Source organism: Wenzhouxiangella limi (genome assembly GCF_010499265.1).
Lineage (GTDB): Bacteria > Pseudomonadota > Gammaproteobacteria > Xanthomonadales > Wenzhouxiangellaceae > Wenzhouxiangella > Wenzhouxiangella limi.
Map to the genome: position 1 here is coordinate 244242 of NZ_JAAGSC010000040.1, position 20244 is coordinate 264485.

The following is a 20244-nucleotide window of genomic DNA, read 5'->3' on the forward strand; positions in this document are numbered from 1 at the left end:
CATGAACAATCTTTTGCTGCCGCTGGGTCTTGCCTTCATCATGTTTGCTGTCGGGCTGGGGCTTCGAATCCGTGAATTCATGGAGGTCTTTCGGGCGCCGCGCGGCCTGCTTGCTGCCCTGGGCAATCAGATTCTGCTGCTGCCGCTGATCGCGGCGGCGCTGGTGGCGCTTTACAAGGGCCGTCCCGAATTCGCCTTCGGCATCATGATTCTTGCTGCCTGCCCGGGTGGGCCCACGTCCAATCTTTTGACCGTGCTGGCCGGCGGCAATGCCGCGCTGTCGGTGTCGGCAACGGCCCTGGCCAGCGTCGCCGGCATGATCACGGTTCCCTTGATTCTGTGGGCATCCCAGGCCTGGTTGCTGGGCGAGACGACGCTGGTGACGGTGCCGCCGCAGCAGATCCTGTTGAGCGTGTTTCTGGTCACCGGGCTGCCGTTGATGGCGGGAATGCTGCTTAATCACGTCCAGCCAGACTTAAGCGACCGGGTCCGTATCCCGGCCCGGCGCCTGGCGACGGCGGCGTTTGCTTTCATCGTGGTCGGGGCGTTCGTCAGCCAGGGCTCGGTCATGCTGGAGCATGCCCTGGACCTGGGGCCCTACGTGCTCGCGCTGAATCTGGGCACGATGGCGCTGGGTCTGCTGACCGCCCGGCTGATGCGGCTGAATTTTGCCGATCTGGTGGCCGTGTCCATGGAAGGCGGACTGCAGAACGCCGCCCTGGCCATTTTTATCGCCGTGAGCCTGTTCGGGGTGCCGGCCATGCTGGTGCCGGCGATCATGTACGCCTTGATGATGAACATCACCGCCTTAGGCCTGATCGCCTGGGCGCGCTCCAGGGCCTCGAGTACTGCAGTAATGTCGAGCTGATTGAAAAGGGCCGCGGTGCTGCCACCGCGGCCCCTGATCAGGTTGTCGGTTCGGATCGCCGGCGGCGACGATTACTCTTCTTCGTGAATCGCGTGGCAGGAACTGCACTCCATATCCATCCCGTGGGCAGAGATAGCCTTGAAGTCTTCGTCCGGCTGGTGGCAGTTTGTACAGGTTTCATTGGTGACGGCTGCCGGATGCTCCTTGAAGTTTTCCAGGTGGGCTTCCGATCCATCGCTGTGGCAGGCCATGCAGTTGGTGTGAGCGGCAACCGCGTTTTCTTCCTGATCCTGGTGGCAGGTGACGCATTGATCGCTGCTCATGGCCGGGGCCATGAACAGGCCCAGCACGGCCATCAGGCTTAAACTCAGTAGTGCTTTCCTCATTACTGACTCCTCGCAGTCTCAGTCAAGTGGGGGCTTTCCCACCACGCTACGATATCGTATTCACGCTGCTTGCACAAACCGGCCCTCAATAACGACCGCCGATCTTGTAGACGTAGTTGGCCAATTCCTGGGCCTCGCGGTTCATGCGCATCAGGTTCAGGTGCGTGATGCGGAAGATCGCCCGCATGATCTTGTAGACCAGCACCGGGTTGCTTTCCAGCAAGGTTTCGAAAGGGCCGGGCTCGAGGCAATAGACCACCGAGTCGCACTGCGCCTTGAGCGAGGCCGAGCGCGCAGTACCGTCGACAAAAGCACGCGTGCCGGCGAACTCTCCCGGCGCCATGGCGTAGATATGGGTGGGTTCGCCGTGCTGAAGGGTCAGGACTTCCAGGCCCCCGTCGGCCAGCAAATAGAGGTGGCGGTCGGTTGAGCCTTCCCTGGCCAGGAACTCGTCCTTGGCTACGGTCTTGATGGTCATCACGCTTTGGAGTGATTTGATGTCGGCATCATCCAGCTCTTCGCCCAGGAAAGAATCTTTCAGGTGTTTGCCGTCGATCTGTTGGTCCATGGCCGCGGTGCCTTCGCCGTGAAAGTGATGGTAGGAAGTCTACCAGCCCGATGCTTTGTGCAGGGCGTCATTCAGTCCGGCATGGGCTGTCCGAATTCGGCCTGGAAGCGCCGGGCGACCGAGCCGGGCGTGAAATCGTGCTGCTGGGGTCCGGCGTGGGCGATCTTGATGGCACCCAGGATGGCCCCGAGGCGGCAGGCGTCAACCGGCGCCCAGTCGCGTTCGAGGCCGAACAGCAGGCCGGCGCGGTAGGCGTCGCCGCAGCCGGTCGGATCGCGCACCGCCTCGGGCGCGACCGCGGGAATGGTCTGGCGCGCGCTGCGGGTGATCAACTCCGAGCCTGCCCCGCCCTGGGTGATGACCAGCCCGCCGGCCAAGTGATCGAGCGCGGTGTCGACGTCCAGCCCGGTCTTCTTGCGCAGCATTTCCCACTCGTAGGAATTGACCGTCAGCCAGTCAGCGCGCTCGATCATCAGGCCCAGTTCGGCGGCACTGAACAACGGCAACCCCTGGCCGGGATCGAAGACGTGCGGGATGCCGGCAGTGCCGAGTTGGGCGGAATGGTCCAGCATGGCCTGCTTGCCGTCGGGAGAGACGATCCCGAAGCCGATATCGCCGCCGGCCGGAACGGCCTGGCGGTGGGCCTCGTTCATGGCCCCGGGATGGAAAGCGGTGATCTGATTGTCGTCGATATCGGTGGTGATGTAGGCCTGGGCGGTCCAGAAATCCTCGAGTTTGAGGATATGGTCGCGGCCAATCTCGAGGTGATCAAGGTGGCGCGCGTAGTCGTCGAAGTCGCTGCCCACCGTGGCCATGGGCAGCGGATCGGCGCCGAGTTTCTTGAGGCTGTAGGCGATGTTGCCGGCGCAGCCGCCGAAATACCGGTGCAGCTCGGGGACCATGAAGGCGACGTTGAGCATGTGGGTCTTGTCGGGCAGGATATGGTCGCGAAACCGCCCCGGGAAGACCATGATGGTGTCGTAGGCAATCGAGCCGCTGATCAGAATGGACATCTTTCCGCCAGTAGAGGGATTGACGTTTATTGTAGGTCGAGGCGCCAACATCGCGGCGGGCTGATTTGGCCGCCCCGATTATGAAATAATCATGAACGGCTTCGAGACACTCTGTTCAGCCAGCATGAACGAGGCGACGAATAATGCAGACGTGATGGATCAAGGGCCGTCGCAGGGCGGAGCTTTTCCCGGATATGTTGTCGGCATCGGCGCCTCGGCCGGCGGGCTGGAGGCGCTGGAGCACTTCTTCAGTCATTGCCCCTCCGATACCGGGGCGGCCTTCGTGGTCGTTCAGCACCTGTCGCCCGACCACAAAAGCATGATGAGCAATCTTCTGGCCCGGCATACCGACATGCCGGTCCAGATTATCGAGGACGGACTGCGCCTCCAGCCCAACGAAGTTTTCCTGATTCCGCCGGGCCACATCCTGACGATCGAGGAGGACCGGCTGTATCTCAAGCCCAAGCGCGCGCACGGGCTGACCTTGCCGATCGATATCTTCCTGACCTCGCTGGCTCGCGCTTACGGGTCACACGCGGTCGGTGTGATTCTGTCGGGAACGGGCTCGGACGGCACCCGGGGCGCGGTGGAAATCAACGCCGCCGCCGGTTTCCTGGTGGCGCAGGATCCGCGCGAGGCCAAGTTCGACGGCATGCCGTCTTCGGTGATCAACACCGGGGTGGTGGATGCCGTGCTGTCAGCCAACGACCTTCCGGAACGGCTGCAGACACACTTCCTCAAGTGTTCTGACAGCGCGACAGGCGACAGCCCCGATGCCTTGCCCGCTATCCAGGGAGAGGACGCATTCGAAGGCATCATGCAGCTGCTGCGCCAGATCGGCGGGATCGCGTTTAGCGACTACAAGCCCTCAACCGTGATCCGGCGCATCGAGCGGCGCATGCAGGTGCGCCAGGCCGAATCGCTGGACGACTATCTCTCCCTGCTGGAAAAAGACCGCGGCGAGGCGGTCACGCTCCGGCGCGAGCTGCTGATTCCGGTCACGAGCTTTTTCCGCGATCCACAAAGCTTCGACCGGCTGGCTGAAAAGGCGGTTCGCAAGATCGTCTCGAACGCGGCTGCGGGCGACCAGATCCGGGTCTGGGTGGCCGGTTGCTCGACCGGTGAAGAGGCCTATTCCATCGCCATTCTGTTTCTCGAGGCGTTTGAACGTTACGGCCGGCGACCGTCGCTGAAAGTCTTCGCGACCGATGTCAATGAGCAGGGTATCGAGTTGGCCGGCAACGGTCAGTACCCGGACTCGGCCGCCGCCGAGCTGACCCCGGAGCGGATCGAGCGGTTCTTTACCCGCTCCGGACACAGCTACACGGTCAGCAACGAGTTGCGCCAGTGCATCGTTTTTGCCCGCCACAACCTGCTCACCGATCCGCCGTTCACACGCATGGACCTGGTCAGCTGCCGCAACGCGCTGATCTACTTCAAGCGCGAAGCCCAAAGCCAGGCTGTCCGCAGGCTGCAGTATGCGCTTAAGCCCGGCGGTTTCCTGTTCCTGGGTCCGAGCGAGTCGATGTCGGGTATGGACGACGCCTTCGAGACCGTCGACAGCAAGCACAAAATCTATTCGCGCACTGCGGTCAGCCTGCCGCCGGTGTTCGCCATGGACGTCGCCGGCGGGTTTACCGGGCAGGCGCGCAAAATTCCGCCCCCGGACGAGGCCAGGAGCCAGCGGCGTTCGCGCGACTCGGCGCTGATCGATTACGGCGTGCATGAACTGCTCGAGGCCTACGCGCCACCGTCGATTCTGGTCAACGACAAGCATGAAGCCGTTCATCTGTTCGGACAGGTGCAACGCTTCATTCGCATGCGCGAGGGACTGGCCAGCCTGGATTTGAACCGAATACTCGTCGAGCCGCTGGTGCCGGTCGCCTCGGCGCTGCTGTACAAGGTGGCCAAGGACGGTACGCGGCTGGTATCGAGTCCAGTGACCCTGGACCTGGCCGACGGCGAGCGGGTGGTGGTACACCTGAGCGTCCGCCCGCTCCGGCGAGAGGCTGACGAACGCTACATGCTGCTGTCGTTCGAAGCGCGCGAGGCCCGGGACGACGTCAACGATCCGGAGCCGGTGGATGTGGGTGCGGAGAACTCGGCTCACATCGAGATGCTCGAGCACGAACTGGCGGCCACCCGGGAGAGCCTGCAGGCCACGATCGAGGAGCTGGAAACGGCTAACGAGGAGCTGCAGGCGACCAACGAAGAGCTCATGGCCTCCAACGAGGAGCTGCAGAGCTCGAACGAGGAACTGCAGTCGGTCAACGAAGAGCTCAACACCGTTAACGCCGAGTACCAGGAAAAGGTCCAGATTCTCAACCGGCTCAACGCCGACCTGGACTCGATGGAAAAGGCGGTGGGCATTGCCACGGTATTCGTCGACCAGGATTTGCAGGTCAACCGCTTCAGCCCCGATGCGGTCGACCTGTTCCGGCTGCGACCGTCCGACATCGGCCGGCCGCTGGACGAAATCGCCCATTCGATCCGCCATCCCGGCCTGACCGAAGACCTGCGCAAGACCTTGCGCTCGGAGCGGCTGATCGAGCGCGAGGTGACGGGGCGCGACGGCAGCAAGCTGCTGATGCGTATCCTGCCGTACCGGGTGTCTTCGTCGAGCGCGGTCGGGGCGGTGGCCAGCTTCATCGACGTGACCGCGGTACACGATCTCAAAGAAGTCCAAAGCGTGCTTGACGCGCTGCCGGAGCATATTGCCGTGCTCGAGGTCGACGGCAACATCGCCCTGGTCAACGAGGCCTGGCGGCGCTTTGCCCGGGCCAACGGCGACCCGGATCTGGTGCATTCCGGGCCAGGCAGCAACTACTTTCGGGCCTGTCGAGCCGATGGTGGAGAGGATGAAGAAGGCTCAGCCTCTGCCGCCGCCGCCGGCCTGAAAAACGTGCTCGAGGGCAGTCGCACTGAATTCAGCCTGCGCTATCCCTGTCATTCACCGACCGAGCAGCGCTGGTTCGTGATGAACGTGGCACCGGTCAACCAGGGTCCGTTCGCTGCCGTGGTCAGCCATATCAACATCACCGACTGGTACCGCTCAGAGCGGGATGGTTCGGCGGGAGCGGACTGAATGAGCCAGGACGCCGACCCCCTCCGGTCGCTGCGCCGCCGGGCTCGGCAGGCGCTGGCCCGCGGCGAGCTGAGCCTGGCCGATCTGGATCTGCCGGACTGTCCGGATGCCGAGCGCCTGCTCGAAGATCTGCGTATTCACCAGGCCGAATTGGAGATCCAGAACCGGGAGCTGCTCGAGTCGCGGGCCAGGGCCGAAGCCGAACGCTCGCGCTATCAGGCCCTTTATGAGTCGGTGCCGCTGCCGGCCTTGGTGATTGACCGAATGGGCGTGATCGAGGAAGCCAACCCCGCTGCGCTCGATTTTTTCGGGTTTCGCGCAGCCGGTTCGCTGCGGCGGCATTCGGTGTTTCGCCTGTTCAGCGACCGCGGCGCAGGGTGGTTTGGTGCGGCGCTGGAGCAGACGGGCGAAGGCGGCGGCCCGGCCCTGCGCGAGCGGGTTCCGGTGCTTCGCGCCGACGGCGAAGAGGTGCCGATGGACTGTCTGGCGCTGCGCCTGGGAACCGGCTATCACGCCGATCGACACACCCTGCTGCTGTTCATCGACCGCAGTCTGGAAAAAGAGCGCGACCGGGAGCGGGCGCTCTATCAGTCGTTGATGGACAACAGCGAGGCACCGATTTACGCGTTTGACCGCGCCGATCGCTGCCTGATGATGAATCGGGCGGCCGGGGCCCTTTTCGGTATCGATGAGCGCGAAGCCGTCGGCTTGCTTCGATCCGAGTGCATGGATGAGGAGCGCACCCGGCAGGAGGCGGAGCTGGATCGACGCGCGCTCTACAGCGATACACCCCTGGTCGGTGAGGTGACCTGGCCGTCTGCCCGCCCGTCTGGGTCGGTCCTTACAGTCACCCGCTTTCCGCTCAGAGATACCGATGGCGAGGCCTTTGCCGTGGCCGTGATCGCCACGGACGTGACTGAGCATCGGCAGCTGCAGTCGCGGCTTGACCTGGCCACCGAAATCTTCAGTCGGGGCAGCGAAGCGATCATCATCACCGATTCGGTCAACCGCGTCACGTTCGTCAACTCGGCCTTCGAAAAGATCAGCGGCTACCGGGAGCATGAAATCCTGGGCAAGAATCCGCTCGCGCTGGTCTCCGGCCGCCACGATCGCGAGTTTCTTCAGGGAATCAGGCGGCAGCTGAAGCGAGATGGTTTCTGGGAGGGCGAAATCTGGCCGCAGCGCAAGGACGGCGAAACCTACGCCGGCTGGCTGCGAATCAGCCGGGTTCCGGCCGGACCCGAGGGGGACCTGCATCATATCCTGGTGGTGCGCGATATCAGCCAGGAGAAGATGGCCGAGGAGGAAATCGAGCGCCTGGCCTTTTTCGACATGCTCACGGGCACCCCCAATCGTTACCTGCTCAAGGACCGCACGGCCCAGGCGGTTCGCGCAGCGAGCCGCCGTGCCGGTCGCTTTGCGATGGCTTTCCTGGACCTGGATCGCTTCAAGGAAATCAATGACGCTTTCGGCCACGAGACCGGGGATCGACTGCTGATCCATTTCGCTCGCAGGCTGCGCGAACACGTGCGCGAGTGCGATACGATCTGCCGACTGGGCGGTGATGAGTTCGTATTGCTGCTCGAAGATATCGATCGGGCGTCCGCCAACCAGCGCCTGGCGCGGGTGCTGCGGGCCGCGACCCGGCCGTTCCAGATCGGGGATCGCACCCACCAGATCTCGGCCTCGATCGGCGTGGCCATGTATCCGGAAGACGGCGAGACCTACGAGGAACTGCTCAAGAATGCCGATACGGCCATGTACCAGGCCAAAGCCGACGGGCGCGATGCCTGCAGGTTCTTTCACAGCGATATGGCAGAGGCTGCCTCGTCGATCGCCCGCATCGAGGCGGCGATGCGGCGGGCGCTGGAAACCGACGGGTTTCATATGGTTTACCAGCCCCAGATCGATCTGGCGAGCGGGAGCGTCATCGGTCTCGAGGCGCTGTTGCGGTGGAGCCCCGACGGCGAGGAAGCGCTCTCGCCGTCGCAGTTCATACCGATCGCTGAGCAAAGCGGCCTGATCGCGGAACTGGGCAACTGGGTGGTGGACCATGTTCTTCGACAGGTGCGCGACTGGTCGGGCCAGCTGGCCGGTGACATACCGGTCAGCGTCAACGTGGCCGCTGAACAGTTCTGGCGCGACGGCTTCCTGGACGGTCTGGCCGAGCGCATTCGGCGCTCGGGCGTTGCGCCTGAGGCGCTGGTGCTGGAGCTGACCGAACGTACGGCGATGAAGCTGCCGGCCCAGGCTGCGCAAATCATGCAGGCGCTCAACGGGCAGGGGATTGAACTGTCGCTGGACGATTTTGGCACCGGTTATTCTTCGCTGGCCTATCTCAAGCGCTTTCCGCTGCAGTTCCTCAAGATCGACCGCAGTTTCGTGGCCGACCTGGTCGCCAGTCCTGATGATCAGGCGATCTGCCGGGCGGTCATCCAGGTGGCCCACACCCTGGGTATGCAGGTTGTCGCCGAGGGCGTCGAGACGCGTGAGCAGGAAGCTTTTCTGCTCGCGGCCGGCTGTGATGCGGCCCAGGGCTTTCTGTACTCACCCGGAATTCGGCCGGAAGCGCTGTCGGAATGGCTGGCCCGACGGGCTCCGGCAACGGCCTGACAACGTTTTTTACCCCGCCATTTAACGATTGCGGGCTGTACAATACGCGACTACCTTTTCGGGACGGCCAAGGCCCCCATCGCCATGTTCAAGCGCTTACGCGGCATCTTCTCCAATGATCTGTCCATCGACCTGGGCACCGCCAACACCCTGATCTTCGTGCGTGGCCAAGGGATCGTGCTCAACGAGCCTTCAGTGGTGGCGGTGCGCATGGAACGCGGACCGGGCGGGCCGCAGTCGGTGGCGGCTGTCGGCATGGAGGCCAAGCAGATGCTCGGGCGCACGCCCGGCAATATCCGCACCACCCGGCCGCTGAAGGACGGCGTGATCGCCGACTTCAACATGACCGAGCAGATGCTGCAGCATTTCATCAAGAAGGTCCACTCGACCCGGGTGCTGCGCCCCAGCCCTCGGGTGCTGGTCTGTGTACCCTGCTCGTCGACCCAGGTCGAGCGCCGCGCGATCAAGGAATCGGCCGAAGGCGCCGGTGCGCGCGAAGTCTATTTGATCGAAGAACCCATGGCGGCGGCCATCGGGGCCGGCATCCCGATCCACGAGGCGCGCGGGTCCATGGTCCTCGATATCGGCGGCGGCACCACCGAGGTGGCGGTGCTGTCGCTCAACGGCATCGTTTATTCGAACTCCGTGCGCATTGGCGGCGATCATTTCGATGAATCCATCATCAACTACGTGCGCCGTTCCTACGGCACGCTGATCGGCGAGTCCACGGCCGAGCGGATCAAGATGGAAATCGGCTGCGCGTTCGCCCTCGACGTGCAAAGCGAAATCCAGATTTCCGGGCGCAACCTGGCCGAAGGCGTACCCAAGATGATCACGCTCAACAGCAATGAGGTCCTCGAGGCGCTGTCGGAGGCACTGGCCAGCATTGTTGGCGCGGTCAAGGTGGCGCTGGAGCAGACCCCGCCGGAACTGTGCGCCGACGTGGCCGATACCGGCATCGTGCTGACCGGCGGGGGCGCCCTGCTGCGCGGCCTCGACAAGCTTTTGATGGAAGAGACCGGCCTGCCGGTGATCATCGCCGACGATCCGCTGACCTGCGTGGCGCGCGGCGGTGGCCGGGCCCTGGAGATGATGGATGAGAACCGGGTGGATTTCTTTTTTGCCACCTGAGCCTGCGCGACACTTTTCTCCGCCGGCACGGTGAACGCGCCGGGCGGGCCATTCAATTTCAGCGCAGAGCTGGCCGGACGCACGTCCAGGCTGATGATCTACGCGCTGCTGGCGATCATCCTGATGACGCTGGACTATCGCGGTCGGTGGGTTGAACAGATGCGTCACCAGGCCGGGCTGGTGGTCGAGCCCGCCGTGTTGCTGATCGAATCGCCGTTCCGGCTGGCCAACTCAATCTGGTCTGCCCTGCGCGGTCGCCAGCAGCTGCTCAGGGAAATCGGCGAGCTGCGCGGCCTGCTGGCCGAATCTTCGGCGCGCCTGCTGTTGCTCGAGGAACTTCGGCGCGAAAATCTCGAGCTGCGCCAGCTGTTGAGTGCCTCCAAGCAACCGCAGGTCGCCTTTTATCCAGCCGAAATCCGTCAGGTCGACCTCAATCCCTTCTCTCATCGCGTGCTCATCAATCGCGGTCGACGTGACGGCGTCGAGTCCGGCCAGGCGGTTATTGACGCCTACGGCGTGGTCGGGCAGGTGGACGAAGTCTTTCTCCACAGCGCTCGGGTTGTCCTGTTGACCGATCCGGATCATGCCCTGCCCGTGGCGGTGGAGCGGACCGGCGTTCGCACCATCGCCTACGGCAGCGGCCTGAATACCGAGCTGCGCCTGAACGATCTGCCCATGAACGTCGACCTGGAGGCCAGCGACCGGCTGGTGACTTCGGGTCTGGGTGGGGCGTTTCCGGCCGGGCTGCCGGTGGCCGAGGTGATTGACGTTTCGAGAAAGGTGGGTGAGGCTTTTGCCCGCGCGCGTCTGCGGCCGCTCGGCCGACTGGACCGCTCGCGTCATTTGCTGGTGCTGGAGGCAACGGCGGCTGAAGACGAGCCGGCGCAGGAAGACGACGCCACGCCCAGCGAGGAAGCCTCGCGGGAGGTTCAGCCGTGAGCCAGCGCGCCGGGGATGGCCTGCTGCTGTCGGTTTCTCTCGCGGCAGCGCTGCTGCTCAGCCTGATGCCGTTGCCGGAAGCGGTGCAGCCCATGCGGCCGCACTGGGTTGCCCTGGTGCTGATCTACTGGAACCTCGAGGGCGGGCGTTTGCGAGCCCTGGGCAGCGCTTTTGCGCTGGGCCTGGTGCTGGACGTGGCGACCGGCACCCTGCTGGGCCAGCACGCCCTGGGCCTGGTCATCCTGTGCTATCTGCTGGAACGCTTTCATGCCCGGATTCGGTTTTTTCCGCCCTGGCAGCAGGCCGCCGTGGTACTGGCGCTACTGGTCAACGATCGCATCGTGCACCTGTGGGTCGTGGGCCTGGCCGGAGAAGGATGGCCGCACTGGTCGTGGTGGCTGAGCCCGCTGGTCAGCGTCGTGTTCTGGCCGTGGCTGTTTTTGCTGCTTGATCGCTTGCGCCGTCGCGCGCGGCTGCGAAGAGCCTGAGCATGCTGGCCCGGTCCGTCAATACGATGCGCGATGAGCAGGCCGAATTGGGCGTCATCGGAAGCCGCTATCGATGGCTGGTGGCCGTCGTGCTGGTGGTGATGATTTTACTGGGGATCCGTTTTGCCACGCTGCAGATGATCGACCACGACCTCTACGCCAGCCGGGCCGAAGACAATCGCATCAAGCTGCAGGCGCTGCCGCCCAATCGCGGGCTGATCCTCGACCGGCACGGCCAGGTGCTGGCCGAGAATCTGCCGGCCTACCGCCTGGTGATCGTGCCCGAACGGACCGAGGTGCTGACCGAGACCCTGGACGAGCTGTCGGCGCTGGTCGAGGTCAGTTCTTCAGAGCGTGAGCGCTTCGAGCGTCAGCGCCAGCGTTCCCGTCGCTTCGAGGCGGTGACCCTGAAGACCAATCTGGACGAGGAGCAGGTCTCGCGCCTGGCCATTCATCGCCATCGTTTGCCCGGCGTCGAGATTGAGCCCTATCTCACGCGCCACTACCCGCACGGGCCGGAACTGGCGCACGTGATCGGCTACGTCGGCAGGATCGATCAACGGGACCTTCAGCGACTGCCGGTCGAGCGCTATCGGGGCACGACGCACGTGGGCAAGACCGGCATCGAACATCAGTACGAATCGGTGCTTCACGGCCATCCCGGGCTGGAGCGGGTCGAGACCAATGCCCAGGGCCGGGTCTTGCGAGTGCTCGAGCGCAGTGCCCCCGAACCCGGGGAAAATCTTTCCCTGACCATCGACCTGAGCCTGCAGCAGGCGGCGGTCGAAGCGCTGGGAGACCATGCCGGTGCGGTGGTTTTGCTGGACGTGGCCAGCGGCGATGTGCTGGCTCTGGTCAGCCAGCCGGGGTTTGATCCGAATCTGTTCGTCCATGGTATTCGCTCGAACACCTACAACGCGCTGTTGAGCGATCGCCACCGGCCATTGTTCAACCGCTTTCTCTCCGGGGCCTACGAGCCGGGATCGACGATCAAGCCATTCCTGTCCCTGGCCGGCCTCGAGACCGGTGCCGTTACCCCGAATACGCAGGTGTTTTCCGGCGGTCATTTTCAGTTGCCGGGTCACAGTCGCCGCTACCGGGACTGGCGTCGAGGCGGTCACGGCTGGGTGGACCTGGAGGCGGCGCTGGCCGAATCCGTGAACGTTTACTACTACCAGTTGGCGGTCGAACTCGGTATCGATCAGATCGCCCGGGAGCTGGCGCTGTTCGGGTTCGGCCGTGCCACCGGTCTTGATCTGCCGGGGGAATCCGACGGCGTCCTGCCCACCCGCAGCTGGAAGCGCGCAGTGTTCAACGAGCCCTGGTTTCCGGGGGAAACCGTGATCACGGGCATCGGGCAGGGTTTTGTCGTGGTTACGCCGCTGCAGCTGGCGCATGCCACCGCTGCCCTGGCCGGACGCGGCCGTACGGCTGCCCCGACGCTGGTCGGAAATACCGAACCGGTGCAGATGGTGGCCCATGGCGCGGCGCACTGGGATGCGGTTTTTGACGGCATGGCGGCCGTGGTGCACGGCGACTCGGGCACCGCACGCGCGATTGCCGACATGTTGCCAACCCAGATCGCCGGCAAGACCGGCACCGCCCAGGTCTTTGGCCGACCCAATGACGATCAGGAGCGCGCCCTGCTCGACGAGGACGCGCTGCCGGAGCAGTTGCGCAACCACGCGCTTTTCATGGGGTTTGCGCCGCTACACGAACCCCGAATTGCCCTGAGCGTGGTGGTCGAGCACGGAGGCGGCGGTGCCAGCGTGGCCGCACCGGTTGCGGCACAGGTCATGGCTCGCGCGCTGGAGTTGGGCTACTGATGGCTGTGACCACGTCTCGAATCATGCCCTGGACACCGGCCTGGCGGCTCGACGGTCTGTTGATGATCCTGCTGATTGTGCTGATGAGCCTGGGGTTGTTTGTGCTCTACAGTGCCGGAGAGCAGGAGATCGGACTGGTCTGGCGCCAGGCCGTGCGCCTGGCCATGGGGCTGATGGTGCTGATTGTGGTGGCGCATCTGCCACCCCGTCTCCTGCAGATCTGGGCGCCGTGGTTATTCGTTCTTGCGCTGATCCTGCTGGCGGCCACGCTGGTGTTCGGGGTTGGCCGCGGGGCTCAGCGCTGGCTGGATCTGGGTATCGTCCGTTTCCAGCCCTCGGAGGCCATGAAGCTGGCGCTGCCGATCATGCTGGCCACGTTTCTGGCCCGTCGACCCTTGCCGCCGCGCTGGGCAGACAGCCTGCTGGCGCTGATCCTGATCGCCGTGCCGGTGCTGCTGATCGTGACCCAGCCGGACCTGGGTACCGCCGTGCTGGTGGCTGCCAGCGGTTTGATTCTGCTGTTTCTGGCCGGGCTGCGCTGGCGTCTGATCGGGCTGATGGCGCTGGGGCTGACGGCGGCGCTGCCGCTGCTGTGGGTCAACCTGCATGCCTATCAGCAAAACCGCGTCCTGACGTTCCTGAATCCGGAGCGCGATCCGCTGGGCCAGGGCTGGAACATCATCCAGTCCAAGATCGCCGTGGGATCGGGCGGATTGACCGGCAAGGGCTGGCAGGCGAGTTCCCAATCCCACCTGGAGTTTCTCCCCGAACCCCATACCGACTTCATCTTCTCGGTACTGGCCGAAGAGTTCGGCTTTATCGGGGTGATCGGCGTGCTCGTCCTCTACGCGGCGGTCATCCTGAGGTCGCTATACATGGCCAGCCGCTGCCGCGACAGTTTCGGACGTTTGCTGGCCGGGAGTCTGGCGATGATGTTTTTCCTCTACGCGGCCGTTAATATCGCCATGGTCAGCGGCCTGTTGCCCGTGGTCGGCGTGCCGCTGCCGCTGGTCAGCTACGGCGGCACCTCGGCCGTCACCCTGCTGGCCGGCTTCGGCCTGATCATGGGCCTGTACAGCCGCCGCCGGTTCATGGATCGTCTCTGAATGAACCGGATAGAATGCCCCTTGGCCTGGTCGCGCAACCGTGTCCGTACGGCAAACTTTTGCCCGATCCCGGCCTCTATTGAAAACCCCTAAGCTGCCAAGGAACCTTTCTGACCCATGAATCGCATTCTGATTGTCGGCCTGTGCCTGGTCGCGGCGCTGGTGACTTCGACGGCGCTGGCCGAAGAGCCCCATCCCGGCGCGGACGCGTTCATCCAGCAAGTGCTCGCCGAGCATGGCCTCGACGAGGGCCTCGTGCGGGCCGTCCTGGCCGATGCCCGCTACCAGCAGTCCATCATCGATGCCATCAGCCGACCGGCCGAGGCCCGGCCCTGGTATCAATACTGGCCGATCTTCCTGACCGAAACGCGGATTGCCGGTGGCGTCGAATTCTGGCGGGCGAATGCGAGCCTGCTCGAAGAAGTGTCCGAGCGTTTCGGGGTGCCGATCGAAGTGGTGGTCGCCATCGTCGGGGTCGAGACCAGCTACGGGATGAATACCGGCAGTTTCCGGGTCATTGATGCGCTGGCCACCCTGGGTTTCTATTTTCCGCGCCGGGCCGACTTTTTCGCCGCCGAGCTGGGTCATTTCCTGGCCCTGTCGGCCGAAGAGGAACTGCCGCTGTACGAGGTGCGCGGGTCCTACGCCGGCGCGATGGGGATCGGGCAATTCATTCCGTCGAGCTACCGGGCCTACGCGGTCGATTTTGACGGCAGCGGACGGCGTGATCTGTGGCGGTCTCTGCCCGATGCCCTGGGTTCGGTGGCCAATTACCTCGCCGTCCATGGCTGGGAAGCGGGGGCGCCGATCGTCCTCCCGGCCACGCGCGTGCCCGATAATCTGGACGAGGACTTCCCCGTCAAACCCCGGCACAGCCTGGACGAACTGGCCGCGCTGGGGGTCGAATTCGATGCCGCCGGCCTGCCGGGGGACACCGCGGCGACGCTGATCGAGCTCGAGGGCGCCGAGGCGCCCGAGTACTGGATCGGGCTGAACAATTTCTATGTCATCACCCGCTACAACCGCTCGCCGCTGTACGCCATGGCAGTCACCCAGCTGGCCCAGGCGATTCGGGAGGGCGCGGAGTGAAACCGGTACTGCGACAGGCCGGGTTGGCGATGATTGCCGCCGTGCTGACGGCTTGCGCAACGACGGTTCGCGAGCCCGGTCCGGCCCGGCCACCGGGAGAGCCCGTCGACGGCCCGCCCGACAGTGCGCTGGACGTCAGCCGTATCCGGCCGGTGGTGCCGAGGCCGGAACCGCGCAGCGCCTACGGCAATCACAGCCCCTACACCGTGCTTGGCCAGACCTATCGCGTCCGGGCCAGCGCCTCGGGCTACAGCGAACGTGGGCTGGCTTCCTGGTACGGGACCAAGTTCCACGGCCGGCTGACCTCTTCCGGGGAGCCTTACGACATGCACCAGCTGACTGCTGCCCACCGTACGCTTCCGCTGCCGACCTTTGCTGAAGTGCGTCATCTGGAAAATGGCCGCAGTATCATCGTTCGCGTCAATGACCGCGGTCCGTTTCACCCCGACCGCATCATCGACTTGTCGTGGGCGGCGGCCGTCAAGCTGGGTATCGACCAGGCCGGTACCGGCCCGGTCGAGGTTCGCGCGATCACGTTCGACGAGCCGGCCGTTCCGGCCGTTCGACCGGCGCGTTTGCCGGTGTTGCTGCAGGTCGGCGCCTTCGCCGACCGGCAGCGAGCCGACGATGTGGCGCGTACACTGAGCCGACAGGGTTTGGGACCGGTGCTGACCGAACCGGCACGCTCGGCCGGCGACCGCGTCTGGCGGGTTCGCATTGGTCCTCTGGAGAACCTCGAAGAGGTGCTGCGGCGGGTTGAGCAGGTCAGCGAACTGGGCTATGAGCGGCCGCAGTATGTCTATCCCTGAAGCAAACTCACACCAAAGAGCGCGCATAGACCCATGTTGAAGATGATTTTGCCTGTGATCCTGGCATCCCTGGTCCTGAGCGGAATGCCGGGGGTGGTTGCGCAGGTGCCGGTGCCCTCTGCGCCGTCGATCGGCGCGACCAGCTACGTGCTGATCGATTTCCACAGCGAGGCCGCCCTGGCAGAAAAAGACAGCGACGAACAGGTTGAGCCGGCCAGCATCACCAAGCTCATGACCTCTTATGTCGCGTTCCAGGAAATCGCACGCGGGAATCTGAGTCTGGACGATGAAGTCGTGATATCTGAAAAGGCCTGGCGCACGCAGGGCTCGCGCATGTTCATCGAGGTGGGGGCCCGGGTGCGCGTCGAGGACCTGCTCAAGGGCATCATCATTCAGTCTGGCAACGACGCCAGCGTCGCGATCGCCGAGCACATCGCCGGGGATGAACAGGTTTTTGCCAGCATGATGAACGAGGCCGCCGCCCGCCTTGGCATGGACGGCACCCATTACGTCAATTCAAACGGCCTGCCGCATCCTGACCAGTACACGACAGCGGCTGACTCCGCCATCCTGGCCCGCGCGCTGATCAGCGAGTTTCCTGATTTCTATGCCTGGTATTCGGAGCGGGAGTTCACCTATGGCGGTATTCGGCAGCACAACCGTAATCGGTTGTTGTGGCGTGATCCATCGGTGGACGGTCTCAAGACCGGGCATACCAGCAGCGCAGGATATTGCCTGGTGACCTCGGCCAGCCGGGACGGCATGCGCCTGATCAGCGTGGTCATGGGAACCGAAAGTGAGGAGGCTCGAGCCAGCGCCAGCCAGGCGCTGCTGAACTACGGGTTTCGCTTTTTCGAGACCTACCAGCTCTACGATGCCGGCGGCGAGATCAGTCGCGAGCGAATCTGGAAAGGGAAGGCCGACGAACTGCCGCTGGCCCTTGAGCAGGATCTGTTCGTGACCATAGAGCGCGGGCGCTATGACGAACTCCAGGCGAGCCTGGAATTGCCGGAGCAGCTGACGGCGCCGGTCACGGCCGGGGATCCGATCGGCCAGCTGGTCGTGCGCCTGGATGGAGAGGTTGTCGAAAGCCGTGCGCTGGTCGCTCTGACTGACGTCGAACAGGCCGGTTTTTTTGGCCGGAGCAGCGACGCGGTCCGGCTGTGGCTGGATGGGTTGTTTGGCGATGACTGAAACCCGCGGCAGCGATGCTCGGTCCGAGGGCTTGACCTTTCCCTGCCGATATCCGGTCAAGGTCATGGCTGAATCCGGGGCTCGTAGCGAGGTGCTGACCGTTGTTCGGCGCCATGCCGGCGCGGCTGCGCCCGAGGAGGTGCGTTCACGGCCCAGCCGCAACGGCCGTTACGAAGCCATTACGGTCACGGTGGCGGTGGAGACGCGCGCCCAGCTCGAGGCTTTGTACGTCGACCTGCAGCGCCTGGACGCCGTCAAAATGATGCTGTGAAGGTTCAGGCACCCGTGGCTTACCCGCTCGAGGTCCAGCGCCTTGGCCGGCGCTCCTGGGCCGAAGTATTCCAGGCCATGCGGGAGTTTACGGACAGCCGAACACCGGAGACGGTGGACGAGCTCTGGCTGGTTGAGCACGATCCGGTCTTTACCCAGGGCCTTGCAGGCCGGCCGGAACATCTGCTCGCCCCGGCCGGTATACCGATCGTTCAGGCCGATCGTGGCGGCCAGGTGACCTATCACGGTCCCGGCCAGCTGGTGATGTATCCGCTGCTGGACCTGGAGCGCCGCCGGCTGGGAATCCGCTGCCTGGTCGATCTTCTGGAGCAGGCCGTCATCGATGTCCTGGCGGCCCACGGCGTCCAGGGACGGCGCCGCGAGGGGATGCCCGGGGTTTACGTCAACAACGACAAGATCGCTTCGATCGGCCTGAAAGTGCGGCGAGGCTGTTGCTATCACGGACTGGCCTTCAACATCGCCATGGACCTGTCGCCGTTTGCGATGATCAATCCTTGCGGCTATGCTGGCCTGCAGATGACCCAGCTGTCGGCCTGGGTGCGCAATATCGACCTCGACCAAGCCGGCGTGGAGATGGTGTCAGCGCTTTGTCGGCTGCTCGATTACCATCCCAACTGGTCGGAGTTTCTCCGCAATGCAAACTAACGCTCGATTTCCCGGTCTGAAGTGCCCATGAACAAGACAACGCGCAAATTCCTCAGCGGCGCCATGCTCGCCACCCTGCTGCTCCCGGCCGCGGTATTCCTGCATTCGGGATTCGCCACCGTGGCCGATTCGGCTGAGACGACCGAACGGCTGGCGCCAAAGCCCGAGCACCAGTTTGCCAGCCGGCTGGCGACAAGATTCATCAGCGGTTACCACTATCACCGCGGTGACCTCGAAGAAGAACTGTCGGGACGCATTTTCGAGCAGTACCTGCGTTTGCTCGATCCCAACCGGGTGTACTTTACCGCGGCCGATATCGCCGACCTGGAGCGCTATCGGGGCTACCTCGGTGATGCGCTGAAGACCTCGGATCTCGACCCGGCCTTCGATATGTTCGAGCGCTACCAGCGGCGCGTAGCCGAGCGCGTGGCCTATGCCGAAGATCTGCTGGAGGAAGGTTTCGACTTTTCCATCGACGAGGAGTATCGCTTCGATCGGACCGAGGCGGAATGGGCCGCCGACGGCGAGGCACTCGACGAGATCTGGCGCCAGCGGGTCAAGAACGACTGGCTGCGCCTGCGCCTGGCCGACCAGGAAGACGAAGAAATCGCCGAGACGCTGGGCGACCGCTACAGCAACCTCGGCCGCCGCATCTCGGAGTTCAACAGCGAGGATGTCTTCCAGTTCTTCATGAACGCCTATACCCGCTCGATCGAGCCGCATTCGGCCTACATGTCGCCGCGCAGCGTCGATAACTTCGAGATCTCCATGCGCCTGTCGCTGGACGGCATCGGCGCCATGCTGCAGCGCGAGACCGAATACACCACGGTGATGGAAGTCGTTCCGGGCGGACCGGCGGATCTGGACGGTCGCCTGCAGTCCGGCGATCGCATCATCGGCGTCGCCCAGGGCGATGAGGAAATGGTGGACGTGGTCGGCTGGCGACTCGATGACGTCGTTCAGTTGATTCGCGGCGAGCGCGAGACCGTGGTTCGGCTTGAAGTGCTGCCGGCCGACAACGCGCTGTCCGGTCCCTCGGCGGTAATCGATATCGTGCGCAACGAGGTCCAGCTCGAAGAGCAGGCGGCCCAGCGCGAGCTGATCGAGGTGCCGGCCGGCGACGACGATGTGCGCCGCATCGGCATCATCCGGGTGCCGGTGTTCTACGTCGATTTCGAAGGCCGCGCGCGCAACGAGCCCAACTATCGCTCCTCGACCCGCGACGTGCGGCGGTTGATCAACGAACTTGCCGAAGAAGACATCGACGGTCTGGTGATTGATCTGCGCGGCAACGGCGGCGGCGCGCTGGTCGAGGCGACGACCATGACCGGTCTGTTCATCGACGAAGGGCCGGTGGTGCAGGTGCGCGATTCGCGCGGCCGGGTCTCGCTGGAGCAGGATCGCGAACCGGGCATGGCCTGGGACGGTCCGCTGGCGGTGCTGGTCGATCGCCGCAGCGCCTCGGCCTCGGAAATCTTTGCCGGCGCCATCCAGGACTACGGTCGCGGCGTGATTCTCGGCGAGTCCACCTTCGGCAAGGGCACGGTCCAGAACCTGATCGACTTAGACGACCTGTCGCGGACCGAAAACGACCGCCTGGGCCAGATCAAGCTGACGATGGCGCAGTTCTACCGGGTTGCCGGGGGCTCGACTCAGGCCCGCGGCGTGGTTCCCGATATCGCCCTGCCCACGGCCGGAGATCCGGAAGAGTTCGGCGAGAGCGCACTGGATTTTGCCTTGCCCTGGGGCGAGATCGATCCCGCCGACTACCGCCCGATGGCTGATCTGTCGGGCCTGATCGGTCTGGCCGAGGAACGCCACAACGAGCGCCTGGCCGAAGACGATGAACTGCAGGGCCTGCTCGAAGAGATCGCGGAGTGGGAAGAGACCAGCGATCGAACCACGGTTTCGCTCAACGAGGCCGTCCGACGCCAGGAAATGGAAGAAAGCGAGGAGCGCCGCAGCCGTCGATTTTCGCAGTCCCGCTCGCCGCACGATGCCGTCGAAGGCCCGGATGCCGAGGCTGACGAGTCCGAAGACGGCGTCAGCGACGAGGACTCGGAGCCGGATCTGTATCTGGTCGAGTCGGCGCGTATCCTCTCTGACCTGATCGAGCTGGACCGCGAAACCCACCTGCTGGCCCATCGCGGCGACCTCAAGCTCTCGGCCTCGATCGACTGAAAGCCCGCCAAG

General features: G+C 64.3%; 17 protein-coding genes. 14 read left to right on the forward strand and 3 right to left on the reverse strand.

Annotated elements, in window-relative coordinates:
• Window position 1 precedes the first annotated feature (1 nt).
• Window positions 2–868, forward strand: a complete 867-nt coding sequence (locus G3I74_RS08320; protein WP_164211118.1) for a bile acid:sodium symporter family protein — start codon at window positions 2–4, stop codon at window positions 866–868.
• Window positions 869–939: 71 nt separating this feature from the next.
• On the opposite strand, the gene G3I74_RS08325 is transcribed toward G3I74_RS08320, so the two are convergent.
• The 3 genes from G3I74_RS08325 to G3I74_RS08335 all read right to left on the reverse strand — a co-directional run bounded on the left by G3I74_RS08325 (window position 940) and on the right by G3I74_RS08335 (window position 2835).
• Window positions 940–1254 carry a cytochrome c3 family protein gene (locus G3I74_RS08325; RefSeq protein ID WP_164211119.1) on the reverse strand — a complete coding sequence of 105 codons (315 nt, stop codon included), beginning with the start codon at window positions 1252–1254 and terminating at the stop codon, window positions 940–942.
• Window positions 1255–1339: 85 nt separating this feature from the next.
• The gene (locus G3I74_RS08330; RefSeq protein WP_164211120.1) at window positions 1340–1822 is read right to left on the reverse strand and encodes a Crp/Fnr family transcriptional regulator; all 483 of its coding nucleotides are present in this window, start codon (window positions 1820–1822) and stop codon (window positions 1340–1342) included.
• A 71-nt stretch (window positions 1823–1893) separates the two neighbouring features.
• A complete protein-coding gene (locus G3I74_RS08335) occupies window positions 1894–2835 on the reverse strand; it encodes a carbohydrate kinase family protein (protein ID WP_164211121.1) in 942 nt (313 codons plus the stop codon).
• A 91-nt stretch (window positions 2836–2926) separates the two neighbouring features.
• Here G3I74_RS08335 and G3I74_RS08340 point away from each other — a divergent pair, with 91 nt between their 5' ends.
• The 13 genes from G3I74_RS08340 (at window position 2927) to G3I74_RS08400 (ending at window position 20232) form a co-directional block, all read left to right on the forward strand.
• Entirely contained in the window at window positions 2927–5920 is a 2994-nt protein-coding gene (locus G3I74_RS08340; protein ID WP_239056740.1) for a chemotaxis protein CheB, read from the forward strand.
• Entirely contained in the window at window positions 5921–8533 is a 2613-nt protein-coding gene (locus G3I74_RS08345) for a sensor domain-containing protein (protein WP_164211122.1), read from the forward strand.
• Window positions 8534–8617: 84 nt separating this feature from the next.
• Entirely contained in the window at window positions 8618–9664 is a 1047-nt protein-coding gene (locus tag G3I74_RS08350) for a rod shape-determining protein (RefSeq protein WP_164211123.1), read from the forward strand.
• A gap of 30 nt (window positions 9665–9694) precedes the next feature.
• Window positions 9695–10603: a rod shape-determining protein MreC gene (mreC, locus tag G3I74_RS08355; RefSeq protein WP_164211124.1), complete on the forward strand. Its 909-nt coding sequence runs from the start codon at window positions 9695–9697 to the stop codon at window positions 10601–10603.
• A complete protein-coding gene (gene mreD / locus G3I74_RS08360) occupies window positions 10600–11091 on the forward strand; it encodes a rod shape-determining protein MreD (protein ID WP_203594624.1) in 492 nt (163 codons plus the stop codon). The genes mreC and mreD overlap by 4 nt, the downstream gene beginning before the upstream one ends.
• Before the next feature lie 2 nt (window positions 11092–11093).
• Window positions 11094–12917 carry a penicillin-binding protein 2 gene (gene mrdA, locus G3I74_RS08365; RefSeq protein WP_239056742.1) on the forward strand — a complete coding sequence of 608 codons (1824 nt, stop codon included), beginning with the start codon at window positions 11094–11096 and terminating at the stop codon, window positions 12915–12917.
• Complete coding sequence (rodA, locus tag G3I74_RS08370; protein WP_164211125.1) at window positions 12917–14023, forward strand: rod shape-determining protein RodA; 1107 nt, start codon at window positions 12917–12919, stop codon at window positions 14021–14023. The genes mrdA and rodA overlap by 1 nt, the downstream gene beginning before the upstream one ends.
• A gap of 117 nt (window positions 14024–14140) precedes the next feature.
• Complete coding sequence (gene mltB / locus G3I74_RS08375; protein ID WP_164211126.1) at window positions 14141–15112, forward strand: lytic murein transglycosylase B; 972 nt, start codon at window positions 14141–14143, stop codon at window positions 15110–15112.
• Entirely contained in the window at window positions 15109–15921 is an 813-nt protein-coding gene (locus G3I74_RS08380) for a septal ring lytic transglycosylase RlpA family protein (RefSeq protein ID WP_203594625.1), read from the forward strand. The genes mltB and G3I74_RS08380 overlap by 4 nt, the downstream gene beginning before the upstream one ends.
• Window positions 15922–15954: 33 nt before the next feature.
• A complete protein-coding gene (locus G3I74_RS08385) occupies window positions 15955–17115 on the forward strand; it encodes a D-alanyl-D-alanine carboxypeptidase family protein (protein WP_164211127.1) in 1161 nt (386 codons plus the stop codon).
• On the forward strand, window positions 17108–17386 hold the full coding sequence (locus G3I74_RS08390; protein WP_164211128.1) for a YbeD family protein: 279 nt from the start codon (window positions 17108–17110) through the stop codon (window positions 17384–17386). The genes G3I74_RS08385 and G3I74_RS08390 overlap by 8 nt, the downstream gene beginning before the upstream one ends.
• Window positions 17387–17400: 14 nt before the next feature.
• Window positions 17401–18051 carry a lipoyl(octanoyl) transferase LipB gene (gene lipB, locus G3I74_RS08395; protein WP_164211129.1) on the forward strand — a complete coding sequence of 217 codons (651 nt, stop codon included), beginning with the start codon at window positions 17401–17403 and terminating at the stop codon, window positions 18049–18051.
• 27 nt (window positions 18052–18078) lie between these two features.
• The gene (locus G3I74_RS08400) at window positions 18079–20232 is read left to right on the forward strand and encodes a carboxy terminal-processing peptidase (protein ID WP_164211130.1); all 2154 of its coding nucleotides are present in this window, start codon (window positions 18079–18081) and stop codon (window positions 20230–20232) included.
• The last annotated feature ends 12 nt before the right edge of the window (window positions 20233–20244 follow it).

Bases quoted from the DNA above. Each gene is read 5' to 3' on its own strand.
- G3I74_RS08320 (WP_164211118.1), top strand. From the start codon at position 2: ATGAACAATCTTTTGCTGCCGCTGGGTCTTGCCTTCATCATGTTTGCT.
- G3I74_RS08325 (WP_164211119.1), bottom strand. From the start codon at position 1,254: ATGAGGAAAGCACTACTGAGTTTAAGCCTGATGGCCGTGCTGGGCCTG.
- G3I74_RS08330 (WP_164211120.1), bottom strand. From the start codon at position 1,822: ATGGACCAACAGATCGACGGCAAACACCTGAAAGATTCTTTCCTGGGC.
- G3I74_RS08335 (WP_164211121.1), bottom strand. From the start codon at position 2,835: ATGTCCATTCTGATCAGCGGCTCGATTGCCTACGACACCATCATGGTC.
- G3I74_RS08340 (WP_239056740.1), top strand. From the start codon at position 2,927: ATGAACGGCTTCGAGACACTCTGTTCAGCCAGCATGAACGAGGCGACG.
- G3I74_RS08345 (WP_164211122.1), top strand. From the start codon at position 5,921: ATGAGCCAGGACGCCGACCCCCTCCGGTCGCTGCGCCGCCGGGCTCGG.
- G3I74_RS08350 (WP_164211123.1), top strand. From the start codon at position 8,618: ATGTTCAAGCGCTTACGCGGCATCTTCTCCAATGATCTGTCCATCGAC.
- mrdA (WP_239056742.1), top strand. From the start codon at position 11,094: ATGCTGGCCCGGTCCGTCAATACGATGCGCGATGAGCAGGCCGAATTG.
- rodA (WP_164211125.1), top strand. From the start codon at position 12,917: ATGGCTGTGACCACGTCTCGAATCATGCCCTGGACACCGGCCTGGCGG.
- mltB (WP_164211126.1), top strand. From the start codon at position 14,141: ATGAATCGCATTCTGATTGTCGGCCTGTGCCTGGTCGCGGCGCTGGTG.
- G3I74_RS08385 (WP_164211127.1), top strand. From the start codon at position 15,955: ATGTTGAAGATGATTTTGCCTGTGATCCTGGCATCCCTGGTCCTGAGC.
- G3I74_RS08390 (WP_164211128.1), top strand. From the start codon at position 17,108: ATGACTGAAACCCGCGGCAGCGATGCTCGGTCCGAGGGCTTGACCTTT.
- G3I74_RS08400 (WP_164211130.1), top strand. From the start codon at position 18,079: ATGAACAAGACAACGCGCAAATTCCTCAGCGGCGCCATGCTCGCCACC.